This window comes from Nostoc sp. C057 (assembly GCF_013393925.1).
In the GTDB taxonomy this organism is placed as follows: Bacteria; Cyanobacteriota; Cyanobacteriia; order Cyanobacteriales; family Nostocaceae; genus Nostoc; species Nostoc muscorum_A.
Genome location: NZ_CP040281.1, coordinates 237,507 through 250,547 on the forward strand (window position 1 = coordinate 237,507; position 13,041 = coordinate 250,547).

The 13,041-nt window shown below is 44.5% G+C and carries 12 protein-coding genes; 6 read left to right on the forward strand and 6 right to left on the reverse strand.

Annotation, left to right across the window (positions count from 1 at the left end; genetic code table 11):
* Positions 1–230 precede the first annotated feature (230 nt).
* The 3 genes from FD724_RS00915 (at position 231) to FD724_RS00925 (ending at position 1,903) form a co-directional block, all read left to right on the forward strand.
* Positions 231–821 (forward strand): thioredoxin family protein, encoded by a 591-nt coding sequence (locus FD724_RS00915; RefSeq protein ID WP_114080153.1) that lies wholly within the window; start codon positions 231–233, stop codon positions 819–821.
* A gap of 453 nt (positions 822–1,274) precedes the next feature.
* Positions 1,275–1,595: a 2Fe-2S iron-sulfur cluster-binding protein gene (locus tag FD724_RS00920; RefSeq protein WP_114080152.1), complete on the forward strand. Its 321-nt coding sequence runs from the start codon at positions 1,275–1,277 to the stop codon at positions 1,593–1,595.
* Positions 1,596–1,723: 128 nt separating this feature from the next.
* Positions 1,724–1,903, forward strand: a complete 180-nt coding sequence (locus FD724_RS00925) for a hypothetical protein (protein ID WP_094351499.1) — start codon at positions 1,724–1,726, stop codon at positions 1,901–1,903.
* A gap of 240 nt (positions 1,904–2,143) precedes the next feature.
* On the opposite strand, the gene FD724_RS00930 is transcribed toward FD724_RS00925, so the two are convergent.
* The 6 genes from FD724_RS00930 to FD724_RS00955 all read right to left on the reverse strand — a co-directional run bounded on the left by FD724_RS00930 (position 2,144) and on the right by FD724_RS00955 (position 9,213).
* Positions 2,144–4,117: a response regulator gene (locus FD724_RS00930; RefSeq protein ID WP_179071277.1), complete on the reverse strand. Its 1,974-nt coding sequence runs from the start codon at positions 4,115–4,117 to the stop codon at positions 2,144–2,146.
* Complete coding sequence (locus FD724_RS00935) at positions 4,110–6,329, reverse strand: ATP-binding protein (protein ID WP_179071278.1); 2,220 nt, start codon at positions 6,327–6,329, stop codon at positions 4,110–4,112. Before FD724_RS00935 ends, FD724_RS00930 begins: the two co-directional genes overlap by 8 nt.
* 211 nt (positions 6,330–6,540) lie before the next feature.
* The gene (locus tag FD724_RS00940; RefSeq protein ID WP_179071279.1) at positions 6,541–7,551 is read right to left on the reverse strand and encodes a SpoIIE family protein phosphatase; all 1,011 of its coding nucleotides are present in this window, start codon (positions 7,549–7,551) and stop codon (positions 6,541–6,543) included.
* A gap of 1 nt (position 7,552) precedes the next feature.
* A complete protein-coding gene (locus FD724_RS00945; RefSeq protein WP_245246060.1) occupies positions 7,553–7,999 on the reverse strand; it encodes an anti-sigma regulatory factor in 447 nt (148 codons plus the stop codon).
* On the reverse strand, positions 7,938–8,351 hold the full coding sequence (locus tag FD724_RS00950; RefSeq protein ID WP_179071280.1) for an STAS domain-containing protein: 414 nt from the start codon (positions 8,349–8,351) through the stop codon (positions 7,938–7,940). The genes FD724_RS00945 and FD724_RS00950 overlap by 62 nt, the downstream gene beginning before the upstream one ends.
* 10 nt (positions 8,352–8,361) lie before the next feature.
* Positions 8,362–9,213 carry an STAS domain-containing protein gene (locus tag FD724_RS00955; RefSeq protein WP_179071281.1) on the reverse strand — a complete coding sequence of 284 codons (852 nt, stop codon included), beginning with the start codon at positions 9,211–9,213 and terminating at the stop codon, positions 8,362–8,364.
* Between the two features lie 22 nt (positions 9,214–9,235).
* Here FD724_RS00955 and FD724_RS00960 point away from each other — a divergent pair, with 22 nt between their 5' ends.
* From FD724_RS00960 to FD724_RS00970, 3 genes are all read left to right on the forward strand, one after another.
* Positions 9,236–9,448: a hypothetical protein gene (locus tag FD724_RS00960; RefSeq protein WP_179071282.1), complete on the forward strand. Its 213-nt coding sequence runs from the start codon at positions 9,236–9,238 to the stop codon at positions 9,446–9,448.
* A gap of 104 nt (positions 9,449–9,552) precedes the next feature.
* Positions 9,553–10,521 carry a DUF1822 family protein gene (locus tag FD724_RS00965; RefSeq protein ID WP_114080144.1) on the forward strand — a complete coding sequence of 323 codons (969 nt, stop codon included), beginning with the start codon at positions 9,553–9,555 and terminating at the stop codon, positions 10,519–10,521.
* Positions 10,522–10,702: 181 nt separating this feature from the next.
* Entirely contained in the window at positions 10,703–13,039 is a 2,337-nt protein-coding gene (locus tag FD724_RS00970) for a CHASE2 domain-containing protein (protein WP_179071283.1), read from the forward strand.
* The last annotated feature ends 2 nt before the right edge of the window (positions 13,040–13,041 follow it).

Genomic DNA, 13,041 nt, shown 5'->3' on the forward strand with positions numbered 1-13,041 from the left:
ATCTTAAGTAGGGTGTTCACCGCTATATAATATGGTGCGTTAGGCGCGAGAGTCATATTTTTTGTAACAAACTATATCGAAATATGCGCCTAACAACCCTACAAGAATTTTATTTTTACTTTATAAATAGCCTCTAATACTCATTTTGAGTATCAAATTACGTATTAAAGAGCGGCTGGAGTCAGCTAGACTAAAGAAGAAATTGCTTAATAAGTTTTAATAATTCTGTTATGAGTACTGATTCACCTGTTAATTCTCCCGATAAGCCTGAATCTTCATTAGGGAAGCGTTTGAGAAACTTCTTAGTTGTAATGGTAGCGATCGCTCTTAGCGTTGCCCTCGTCTTAGGATTGCGAACTGAAACAACCTCAGCAACCCTAGCCAAGTTAAGCGATTCGTCCACACCATTAGAAGTAGCTGTCAGCAACGGCAAACCATCTCTAGTAGAGTTTTATGCTGATTGGTGTACTGTCTGTCAAAAAATGGCACCAGATATCACTCAACTAGAAACAGAGTATGCTGACAAGATGAATTTTGTCATGCTGAATGTGGATAATACAAAGTGGCTACCGGAAATGCTGAAATATCGGGTGGACGGGATTCCCCATTTTGTATTTTTGAGTCAGCAAGGGGAAACTATAGCTCAAGCGATCGGCGATCAACCCCGCACAATTATGGCTAGTAACTTAGAAGCTTTGGTTACTGGTTCGTCTCTTCCTTATGCTCAAGCTAGCGGGAAAGTTTCCAAATTTTCAGCCCCAGTAGCACCAACAGCTAGTCAAGATGACCCCCGCAGTCATGGCAGCCAGGTAGTAAATTAAAGTAATTCGTAATTCGTAATTACCTCCGGTTCGCCCATTTTTTAGGGAGTTAGGAAAAGTAGATAGTTAAAAGTATACCGAAAGCCATATTCCCTAAAAGACTAATAGTAAAGTTATTAGATAATTGACCTACTTAACTTTCAGGGTTTTATTCACCGGGATAGATGAGTTTACATTGGGATAAGGAAAGCGGTATCAAAAGTTACTTTTAAGTAAGAAGTACAACTACTTTCGACTCTCTATCCTACGCGATCGCGCATATTTATAGTAAGCAAATTTAACTAATTTATTTGTGTATTGTATAGTAAATAATGTTACTAATCTAAAAATTGTTCAAAATTAGTTGCTATAATTATCAATCTTTCACCTAAACTTTTATAGTAACATCTGGATATTTTTAATTAATTCAGATAAAATAATACATTTGTCCGTTGCATCACGCTTCTTTTGTATATGCCCAAAACTTACACCGTAGAAATTGATCACCAAGGCAAAATTCATACCTTGCAAGTTCCTGAAAATGAAACGATCTTATCAGTTGCCGAGGCTGCTGGTTTGGAATTGCCGAGTTCTTGCAATGCAGGTGTTTGTACAACTTGCGCCGGTCAACTATCTGAGGGAACTGTGGATCAAACTGATGGTATGGGCGTTAGTCCAGATTTACAAAAGCAAGGTTACGTATTGCTTTGTGTTGCCAAACCCCTTTCTGATTTGAAACTTCAGACAGAAAAGGAAGACGTAGTTTATCAGTTACAATTTGGCAAAGGCAAATAATCAGCGAACAGTTATTCATAACTGAATAACTGTTCACTGAGATTACCAAATCTGATAAGTTACATAAGTATTTCATCGCAGATGAAGTCAGCTATTCTAGAAACTACAAATTAACAGGATTTACCAAAATGACAACTCATTTTATTACCGCAGAAATTGATTTACAAGAAACTCCCGCAGAGTTACTAGAAGTAATTGAAACAGAGTTAAAGAAACAAGGCGAACCTCTGCGTTGGGCAGTTACTTCTGTGGATGCTGACGAACAAAAAGCTACAGTTGAAGCCGTTGTCACGACAGTTAAGAGTTAGAGGATGTTTGAAAAGTCCTCTTGTCGGTAGCAAAAATTTTAGATTCCCCTAAATTCCCCGATAAATTGGGGGACTTTGATTCTGCTTCCCCTGTGTGTGGGTGTAAAAACTAAAAGCTCGGAAATAGAAGAGTGAAACCACCCAAAAAACTGACTTGTTTTACTTGGGTCTGTTTGAATGCGATCGCAAGTGGGAAGTTGGGGCAGATATAGCTATGGCAGAATTTTTCACCAATCGTTGCTATACCTCAACGATAGTCAAAATAGCCTGTATTAGTACTTCTAGCTCAATTGGTTTAGAAATATGCTGTTGAAATCCGGCTGCTAGTGCCAGTTGTTGATCGATCTCTCCTGCATAAGCGGTAAGGGCGATCGCTGGAATTTCTCCGCCTTGATCAGACGGCTGCTTTCTAATTTGACGAATTAGTGTGTAGCCATCCATATCGGGCATACCAATATCACTGATTAGCAAATCAAATTTTGCTTGCCCCAAGCTGCTTAGAGCATCATGTGCTGATTCAGCTTCAGTCACTTGCGCCCCATACTGTTCTAGCAAAAAGGCGATAAATTCCCGTGAATCTCTGTCATCATCTACAAGCAGAGCTTGCAATCCATTCAGATTGAAGTCTGAGCAATTATGGAACGCAGTATCAGCTTGATTCAGTTTTGCCGCAGCGATTGGTGGAAACTTGACTGTAAACGTTGCTCCTTGACCTACTCCAGGGCTTGTTACCTGAACGGTTCCGCCATGCAATTCAACTAAATGACGCACGATCGCTAACCCTAATCCCAATCCTCCAAATCTGCGGGTTGTTGTCCCATCGGCTTGGCGGAAGTAGTCAAAAACATAAGGCAGAAAGTCAGCAGAGATCCCCATACCAGTGTCGCTGACAGTGATTTGAGTATATTCCGAAGGATGAGTATCTAGTTCATTCTCGATCCTTTCTAACCGCACCTCTACTCGACCACCCTGTGAGGTAAATTTAATCGCGTTGGAAAGGAGATTCCAAACAACCTGTTGCAGGCGACCAGAATCACCCAACACTTGTCCAACGTTCGGTTCAAATACTGTTTCAATCTGAATAGATTTAGCTTCAGCAGCTAGCCGCACGGTTTCCAGAGCAGCTTTGATAGTCAAAGTTAGACCGACTGGAACTGTATGCAAACTCAACTTGCCTTGAAGAATACGCGACACATCGAGCAAATCTTCGATCAGTTGCGCTTGCAGTTTAGCGTTACGCTCGATCGTTTCAAGCGCATACTGAGTTTTGGCTGCGTTCTGCTGGCTCGTTTGCAAAATTTTTGTCCATCCCAAAATCGGATTTAGGGGCGATCGCAATTCATGAGACAGTACTGCCAGAAACTCATCTTTAATTCGATTGGCTTGCTGTGCTTGTTCAGTTTGTTGCTGCAAAGAAATCATTAGCTGATTGAGGCGATCATTCTGCTCTTGCAGCAACGCTGATGCTCGCTTCCGTTCGGTGATATCGGACAGAATGAAAACGGCACCGATGAGAGTCCCATACCCATCAAATACTGGGTCAATGGTTTTGGCAAACCAGCGTTCTGTAGACTGAAATTCTAGAACTTGCCGTTGGTGAGTTTCTTTCGCCCGACGAAAGCAAGCGCCATCACCAATCCCCAATTCTGCGCCCATCAACTCATGGTGAACACAACCTAATATTTCGTGGGAGGGCTTGCAAAAAAGCTGTATCATCGCTAGATTACAGCGCAGAATTACACCTTCTTGGTCTACCAGACATACGCTGTCCTTTATAGAGTCAAAGGTAGTTTGCCACTCTCGTGCTGAGGATAAAGCAGCTTCCTCCGCTCGTCGAATTCGCAGCAGCGATCGCACTGTCGCCAGCAGTTCAATGGGTTCAACAGGTTGCACCAGATAACCATCGGCACCACTGTCTAAGCCTTCTGCTTTATCCTGGCTTTGGACAAAACTTGCAGAAAGGTGTAGCACGGGAATAAAAGCAGTTTCGGGATTTGCCTTAATTTGGCGACAGACTTCAAAGCCGTTGATATCTGGTAATTTAACATCCAAAATCACCAGAGCAGGTTGATGTTCAGTAGCTGCCTTTAATCCTGCGGCTCCCGTTGCCGCTTCCACGACGGTAAAGCCTGCATTTTGCAAAATCCGGGTGACGATGTAACGATTGGCTTCGTTATCGTCAACATGCAGGATGATAACCCGTGGCTCAGACATGACTTTGCCCACAAGGATCTAGAACAAGCCCAGCTTTGATCAGCGCATCTTGAAGTTGAGCGTTCGCCGTTGCTGGAGTTTTCCGCAGGAAAGGCGAGGCGTAGTCCATCGTTGCAGTTTGAGAGCCTGTCTCTTTGGAAAGAATGGCGATGCTTTTTTTTGCTAATTGGCTCTGAGTTTCTGCATCAAGCTGTGCCGATGAGTAGATGATCACAGGAATCGACTGAGTGACAGGATTGCTTTTAAGCTGCTTGAGTACATCAAACCCACTCAACTCTGGCATCTCCAAGTCAAGGATGATCGCAGTCGGTTGCTCGCGTTCTGCTAAATTTAATCCTTCCCATCCGTTCATGGCTTCTAAAATACTCAATTGTGTATTTATTAACAACTGCTTCACCAAATACCGATAGGCAGGGTCATCGTCAATTAACAAGATTTTTTGAGGCTTGTTCTGATTAATTAGCGTATTAAGTTTATTCAACAACTGCAATCTGTCTACCGGCTTAATTAAGAAACCGTTGGCTCCTAGGGCTAGTGCTTGCTTCTCGTTATCAATGATAGTGATAACTAGTACAGGTATGTTGCGGGTGGTTTCATCTCCTTTGATTTCTCGCAAGAACGTCCAGCCGTTTTGACCTTCTAGCATAATATCGAGCATAATCGCCGCCGGTTGAAGTTGTTGTAAGGCAAGCCTAGCTTGAGCTAAAGTGCGGGTCGCAATTAATTGATAGGCTGAATCCTGAAGGTGCTTTTCGTAAATAAATAGCGTTTCTCGATGATCTTCAACTGCCAGAATTGGCAGACGAGTTGGTTCAAGTGGTGCGATCGTCTCCCCTCGACCGTCGGACATCGGTTGCAGTAGGGTGGGAAATTCGGTTGCATAAGGGTAGACGATGGGAATCGATGCTGTAAATGTAGAACCTTCACCCAGCTTACTTGTAACTGAAATACTGCCGCCCAGTAGCTCCGTTAGCTTGTGCGATAACGGCAATCCTAACCCGGTTCCCTTCACCTGCTTTTGCAGAGAAGACTCAATTTGGACAAAATCCTCAAAAATGCGCTCTTGATCAGCGATCGCAATACCGATGCCCGTATCAGATACAGAGAAGGTCACGGTATGACCCCTTTGCACAGCGGTTACACGCACTTCTCCCTGCTCGGTAAATTTCAGGGCATTGGAGATAAAGTTTCTCAGAATTTGCGCGACTTTGCCCTCATCGCTATATATTTGCCCAATGCCTTCAGGTTCCTCGATATTCAGCGCGACAGAGGAGCCTTGAACCAATAATGGGCGCAGCATTCCCCGCAGCGTGGCAAACAAATCACTAACTTCAAAGGAACTAGGACGCACTTCAATTTTTCCAGCTTCCACCTTTGCCAAATCCAGCAAGTCGTTGACCAGTTCTGATAATCCGCTCGCCGCCTTTTGGATGAATGTCACCTGCTTTTCTTGCTCGACGGTCAAATCACCATCCATCCGGGCCAGTAGCATCCGAGATAGGGAGAGAATCGAGTTAAGCGGTGTACGAAATTCATGGCTCATATTTGAGAGAAAGCGGGTTTTTAGCTCGTTTGCCTTTTGCAAAGAGTCTGCTTTTTCATCCAACTCTGCATAGAGGGCAACCACACCGCGATTGGTATCTTCCAGTTCTCGGTTTAGCTGGGTTAGTTCTTCCTCCCGCTTGCGTAGCTCTGCCATTGCCCGCAGTAACTCCTGATTTTGTCGCTGAATCTCTTCATAGGGATTTTGGGGCGATCGCTCCATCACGCTTTCTCGAATCTGCTGCAATTGCAAATCGGTGAAATTAGGTGTGCGCTTCGACAATCTTTTGCTCATCACTACCGTTGTTCCCTCTCCCGGTAGCGATTCCATCTCAAAGAAATCCATCAGCTTTTGGCTACCGACGATGCCCAGTCCTATTCCGGTGTCAGAGGTGTAGCGTCCGGCTAAAACGTCTGCTAGATGAGGAATGCCACCACCCCGATCCTGAATCCGAATCAGAAACTCTTGAGGTTCTCCTGCCACAGAAAATTCAACCGTTCCACCTTTGGCATACTGAAAGGCGTTGCGGGCAATTTCTGAAACTGCCGTTGCCAATCGTGCCTGATCTTGAGTATCAAAGCCCAATTGCTCGGCAATCTCACGAGTTCGCTGCCGAGCTTGGACAACATCTTGTTCGTTCTGGATTTCGAGGATGAAAATAGTTGTCAAGTCGCTTCACTCCAATTCAAAATTGCATTTTCTTTTCGTATCTTTAATTACGAATTACGAATTACGAAGTATCTAGGCATAAATAAATTTATTGTTTGTAGTAAGGACTTTAGTCCTGATAATCCTTGCTCTGAGCGATAAATCGCTCACTACAAACTAAGAGTTTATTTTATATTTAATTATGTCTACCTACTGAATTACGAATTACGAATTACGAATTATTTCCCATTCCCTTAGCCACTAACACTGTCACATCGTCCCGGTCTCGGTTAAAGTCTCGGTATAAGACACCTGCAATCAGGCTGGGATGTTTTTGATTCAAGCCTGGATAGCGATCGAGCTGCCACTTAGTGTCTAATCCGTCAGAATGCATAATTAAAAGTCCGTTGGCATACCAGGGATAGCTAAACTCTTGAATTTTGCGGATTTCATGTCCCACTGTGCCGTTGTTAGATATCAGATGGTGGCGTTCAGTAAATGAGAAAATGCTGGCAGCGATATTGCCAATGCCGGCAAAGCGGACAGACTGTTGTTCAAAGTCGATTTCAGCAATGGCGAGTGCTGCTCCTCGCGTACTTCGCAAGGCGGCGTGGGCAGCTTCGACGATCGCAGCAGGAGAGCGATCGTGTTCTTGAAAAATTCTGACGGCTTTTGAGGAAGCAGTAGCAGCCGCAGGCCCATGCCCTAAGCCATCGGCTACTAGCAACAGGCTGCGGCAACGATCAACTTGATATGCCCAGGCATCTCCTGAAATGTCCTCGCCTCGTTTGGGCAAACAGATCGTCCCAATTTCTAAGGTTTTTTGGGGCGGATGGGGTGTCGAGTCTGACCAGAGGTGGACGAGGAGCGCTGTCCCTTGGTTGCGAATGGAGTAAATTTCCAATAAACCAGAGAGGCGAGAAATTGCACCCAGTCCATTGCCTAAGGTTCCGCCTGTGGAAAAGCCATCTTGCAAACACTCATCCACATCAACCATTCCCCGTCCTTTATCTAGCGATAAGACTTCAATACCGATGGCTGAATCGTGTTCGAGCAATCTTAGCAATAAGACTCCACCCTGACCGTGCTGGATCAGATTGTTCGCAATCTCTGTCACCACAATGCCAACCTTGCCCCGTTGCGTTTCCTGAAAGCCGAGCTGAGTTGCCAATGCGATCGCTACCCGTCGTGCTTCCCCAGTCTGGCTAGATTCAGTAATTGTAATGGCGACAGATTCTCTCATTTTATTTCCATCGTACAATTATTACCCGTGTTCCTTCTCCCACCGCAGACTGAATTTCAAACTCGTTGGCGAGTCGTTTGGCACCGCTCAATCCCATACCCAATCCGCTACCCGTGGTGAACCCATCCTTCAGCGCCAGTTCAATATCGGGAATTCCCGGGCCCCCATCTTCAAAGGTCAGCCGGAGTCCTCGTCGTCTCTCTTCCTGAAGCGTTTCTAGTTTTACTGTGCCACCTCCCCCATAGTCTAGGGTATTGCGGGCTAACTCACTGGCGGCGGTCACAATTTTAGTTTGGTCTACTAAGCTAAAGCCAATTTCCACGGCCAGCTGGCGCACGGCTTGCCGAACTAAGACTACATCACCAGAAGATTGAATGTTGATTGTTTCAGTCTTCTGCATCGTCATCTGCACGCCATTGAGTGGCAATGACCTGATTTGTGGTTTCATTGAGTGACGATCGCAACAGTGCCATTCCCTTTTCTACGTTTAGGGCAGTGCGAATGCCTGTCAGCGACAGCCCCAATTCCACCAGCGTAATTGCCACAGCAGGCTGCATCCCAACGACAACTGTTTGGGCATCCATCACCTGTGATATTCTGGCAATGTTGCCTAAAACCCTACCAATGAAGGAATCAACAATATCTAATGCAGAGATATCGATCAAGACACCGTGAGCGTGAGTTTGAGTGATGCGGTTGGTCAAGTCATCCTGTAGAGTCATGGCAAGGCGATCGTACATATCCACTTGGATTGTCACCAGCAGGAAATTGCCCATTTTGAGTATAGGAATACGTTCCATTGGTTCCTACCTATTTGGGTTGAGAGCGGGTAATGGTTGCTCCCAAACTTTTTAGCGCTGTGAGAAAGGCATCGGCTAAGGTTGCCTTGGTTGTGATATTAGTTAAATCAATGCCGAGATAAACGATCGTTTGGGCAATTTGAGGACGAATCCCACTGATCATACAATCGGCTCCCATGAGACGGGCAGCAGTAACGGTCTTGAGCAGATGTTGAGCGGTGAGGGTATCCACGGTAGGAACCCCGGTAATGTCAATAATGGCAATTTCTGACCCGGTTTCAACAATTTTCTGCAACAACGACTCCATCATCATTTGCGTGCGGGCACTATCCAGGGTGCCGATAATGGGTAATGCCAAAATTCCGTCCCAGAGTTTAATCACTGGAGTAGACAGCTCCATCAACTCTTCCTGCTGTCGCAAAATCACCTCTTCCCGCGCCTTTTGATACACTTCAATTGTCAGCAATCCCAGCTGATCCAGTAAGTTGGTGGCTAACCAAATCTCTTCACCCAACTCAATGGGGTCTTTCAATTGCTGACGCATTCGGTTGAAGAGGGGTTGCTTGAACGAAAAGACAAATGTAGCTGTTTCCGCCGGTGTGAAGCCTTTTTGCGATCGCGATCGAGAAATGCTGTTTAGTATCTCCCGCATATCTTGCCACACCCATGCCTGAATATTGGTCAACTTGCCATGCCCAACGGCACTTCGAAACAAGCTCAGGAATTCCCGGCACTCCTCCTTTAGCTCGGCTTCTTTAATCAAACCTTTCCGAATATTGACATTGGCTAACTCCTGAGTCCACTCTGACAGCAGGTCTGCCTCGAAGGTTTCCAGGATTTCTGGTATCTTACTTTCGCTCATCGTTCCTATAAGGGCAACCGCTTTGATTAGTCCAAAATCAGTGTATGCTGATTCAGACCAACGCGAAAGTCGTTCGTTGGCAGCTCACATTAAACTAGCGATCGCTTTCTTTTGGTCTGGGGAAAGGTTAAAGGGTAATGGGGAAAGGGAAATTCAAACCCTTTCCCTTTCCCCTTTCCCCCAAAACCCGAAAAGTATTGAGTTCTTGCAGCGATCGCATTTTCCGCAATTCTGAATCCCTAATTAAATTTTTCTAATAATCATTCTCTATTTTGTGGCATAAATTTAGTGAATGCCGATGATATGTACATAGCAGCATTGATCACTAAAGATTGATTTATGAATAACTCCACCTATCAGCTAGACGATTTCGCTTTAACATTACCGATTCCCCAATTAGCTCGGATCACTGCCCAGGAATTTGCTAACCAACAGCCAAATTCGGAAAAAGCAGAGCAAGTTCGGCTGAATACGCTAGCTGTGTGGGTGGTGAATGACTACTTGGAAATGATGGATATTCCTACCAACCTCCAAGCTAGCGACAGCTGGAACCCCATCATGCGCCTCTGTGGAAATGTTGCTGACTTAGAATTGCCCTCAGTTGGCCGTCTAGAGTGTCGCCCTGTCCATCAACATCAACAGATATGTTCCATACCCCCAGAAACCTGGGAAGAACGGGTGGGTTATTTAGTAGTTCAATTTGATGAATTACTCCAAGAAGCAAGGCTGCTTGGTTTTATTGCTAGTGTCGCAACTGAAACACTGCCTTTAAAACAACTGCAACCATTGGAAGCATTTATCGACCACTTGGGAGAATTGCGTCAATCTCCAGTTAGTTCACTCGTGAATTTGAGTCAGTGGTTTACCGGTATATTTGAGGCAGGTTGGCAAACAATTGAATCTTTGTGGAACTTGCCGGAACTCAGACCAGTTTATGCATTTCGTAGTACCGAAACTTTGGAACTCAATGCCCTCAATCAAGCAGAATCAATTACTAAACGGGCAAAACTAATTGATTTAGGTATCCAAATTCTTAACCAACCCGTTATGTTGATTGTGGAAATCAGCCCAGAAAAAGATCAACAAACCAGTATTCATCTGCAATTGCACGCCACTGGTAATCAAATCTACTTACCACCCGGAGTTCATCTCACCGTTCTAGATAGTTCAGGAGCTGTATTTCTAGATGCTCAATCGAGAAAATCAGACAACTACATTCAGTTACAGTTTCGTGGTGAACCTACAGAACAATTTAGTGTTAGGGTAGCCATTAATGATACTAGCATTACTGAGCATTTTCGGATTTAAAACATCCAGTTATTTTCCCTCCTTGTCGGTAATTTATTAAGTGCTAATTGGTTAATTAAAAATTAAAAATTAAAAATTCAAGCCAGTTTTGGGGATTTTGAAAAAAGTCTGTAAAAGCTTGTGGAGCTTGTTATGAGACATTAGAACAGGGGATGATTTTGCACAGAGGGATAGTGAGGTCATGGGTAAGTTAGTGGTTCTGAAGTTCGGAGAGGGTAGTTTTGAGCAGGGATTTGCTGTCACCCTCCAAATTGGTGAAGAACATGAGCGGGCGGCAACAGAAATCACGGGGAAACTACCTTCATTTCCCGAAATGCCGCTTTATTATAGTCATTGGCAGTCTAGTTATCGGCAGATAGGCAATCGTTATCGTCTCCATGCTGACAAAATGCAGGTGACGAATGTCTCAATGATTCAAGACTGCGAAAACACTTCCCATATCTTAAGGGCCCGCTTTAATACCTGGTTGCGAGCAGAAGAATTTCGCCCTTTAAGGGAAAAATGGTTAGAAAGATTGTCGTCCGAAGAAGAAGTACGAGTAATTTTGCAAACAGAAAATAGCCAATTACAGCTATTGCCTTGGCATCTTTGGGAGTTGTTAGAACGCTACCCCAAGGCTGAAATCGCTCTTTCTTCACCATCCTACGATCGCATTCACAAGCTACGCCCAAAAAATCCATTAGTCAATATTTTGGCAATTGTGGGCAATAGTCAGGGGATTGATACTGAGGTCGATCAAGCTTTACTCCAACAATGTGGTAACGCAGAAGTCTGCTTTTTGGTAGAACCACAACGTAAAGAATTAACCGAGCATCTTTGGGGCAAAAACTGGGATATTCTCTTCTTTGCTGGGCACAGTTCCAGTAACAAAAATGGAGAAAGTGGACGAATTTACCTTAATAAGACTGATAGTCTGACCATTGGCGAATTAAAGTATGCTCTGAAGAAAGCCATTGAGAACGGCTTGCAACTAGCTATCTTCAACTCCTGTGATGGATTAGGATTAGCACGAGAATTGGCTGATTTGCAAATTCCTCAAATAATCGTCATGCGTGAACCAGTCCCAGACCAGGTTGCAAAGGAATTTTTAAAGTATTTTCTCCAAGGCTTTGCTGGTGGCGAGTCTTTATATCAAGCGGTACGCCAAGCACGGGAACGATTGCAAGGACTTGAGGATCGATTTCCCTGTGCAACTTGGCTACCAATGATTTGCCAAAATCCAGCGCAGATACCACCCACTTGGGATGAATTAAGGTCTCCAACAAAACCTAAAGATACACCGAATCTAGTTTTGTCTACCAAACGCAGATTGGCAACAACTTTGTTATCCAGTTTAGCGATTACAGGCTTGGTTTTTGGGGTGAGATGCGTAGGATGGCTAGAAAGTGTAGAAATTCCTGCCTTTGACCAGATGATGCGATCGCGCCCTGTGGAGCCACAAGATTCGCGTCTGCTGGTAATTGCAATTGATGATGACGATCTGGCAATTCAAAGACAAAATGGTGAGTCCTTGATTGGAGCTTCCATTTCCGAAAAATCTCTTAACAAAGTATTGGCAAAACTGAATAAATATCAACCCCGCGCGATCGGCTTGGATATTTACCGTGATTTTCAAGCCAAACAACCAGATTTAATTACTCGTCTTCAAAAAACTCAGAATTTGGTTGGCGTATGTAAAGGAAGTGATAGCACAGCAAACATCACTGGTATTAAGCCAGCACCAGAAATCCCCCCAACAAATCTGGGATTCAGTGACTTTATTCACGATTCTGATGGAGTTATCCGTCGCCATCTCCTGTTCATGAACCAGGAGCCGACATCGTTGTGTCCTGCTACCTTTGCATTCAGTCTACAACTAGCTTCCTTGTATCTGCGTCCTTCAGGAATTCAACCAAAGTTCACCCCAGAAGGGAATTTGCAACTCGGTAAAACTATTTTTCCGAATCTGAAGTCTCGCACTGGCGGCTATCACGATATTGATGCTAATGGCGGTCAAATCTTACTTAACTACCGCTCTCCAAAACAGATAGTCCAACAGGTGAAACTAACCCAATTCTTAGCTAATCCAATTAGCCCCAGTGCTATCAAAGACAAAATTGTTTTGATTGGTGTGACAGCTAGGGGGGATTCTCCAGACACTTGGCCTACACCATACGGGGCTCCTTTAGATGAGCAAATGCCAGGAGTGTTAGTACAAGCCCACATGATCAGCCAGATCCTCAGTGCTGTGCAGGATGGGCGGCCATTGCTGCGGGTTTGGTCGCTGTGGGTTGAGGTGGCCTGGATTTGGGTTTGGTCTTTGGTAGGAGGAGTTTTGGCTTGGCGAAAGCTTTCCTTACCTTGGTTGGCATTGGCAGTTAGCATTACCTCTGGTGTTCTCTATATAGTTTGCTTTGGTCTATTAATTTCGGGTGCATGGGTGCCATTTATCCCGTCGATTTTGTCGCTAGTAGCCACGGTTAGCCTGCTATCAATTTATAATTCAGCAACTAAAGTACAGGTAAAGAATGGGCAATAGGG

Excerpts from the sequence above, each read along its gene's own strand:
- FD724_RS00915 (WP_114080153.1), top strand. The coding sequence starts at position 231 with ATGAGTACTGATTCACCTGTTAATTCTCCCGATAAGCCTGAATCTTCA.
- FD724_RS00920 (WP_114080152.1), top strand. The coding sequence starts at position 1,275 with ATGCCCAAAACTTACACCGTAGAAATTGATCACCAAGGCAAAATTCAT.
- FD724_RS00925 (WP_094351499.1), top strand. The coding sequence starts at position 1,724 with ATGACAACTCATTTTATTACCGCAGAAATTGATTTACAAGAAACTCCC.
- FD724_RS00930 (WP_179071277.1), bottom strand. The coding sequence starts at position 4,117 with ATGTCTGAGCCACGGGTTATCATCCTGCATGTTGACGATAACGAAGCC.
- FD724_RS00940 (WP_179071279.1), bottom strand. The coding sequence starts at position 7,551 with ATGAGAGAATCTGTCGCCATTACAATTACTGAATCTAGCCAGACTGGG.
- FD724_RS00945 (WP_245246060.1), bottom strand. The coding sequence starts at position 7,999 with ATGAAACCACAAATCAGGTCATTGCCACTCAATGGCGTGCAGATGACG.
- FD724_RS00950 (WP_179071280.1), bottom strand. The coding sequence starts at position 8,351 with ATGGAACGTATTCCTATACTCAAAATGGGCAATTTCCTGCTGGTGACA.
- FD724_RS00955 (WP_179071281.1), bottom strand. The coding sequence starts at position 9,213 with ATGAGCGAAAGTAAGATACCAGAAATCCTGGAAACCTTCGAGGCAGAC.
- FD724_RS00965 (WP_114080144.1), top strand. The coding sequence starts at position 9,553 with ATGAATAACTCCACCTATCAGCTAGACGATTTCGCTTTAACATTACCG.
- FD724_RS00970 (WP_179071283.1), top strand. The coding sequence starts at position 10,703 with ATGGGTAAGTTAGTGGTTCTGAAGTTCGGAGAGGGTAGTTTTGAGCAG.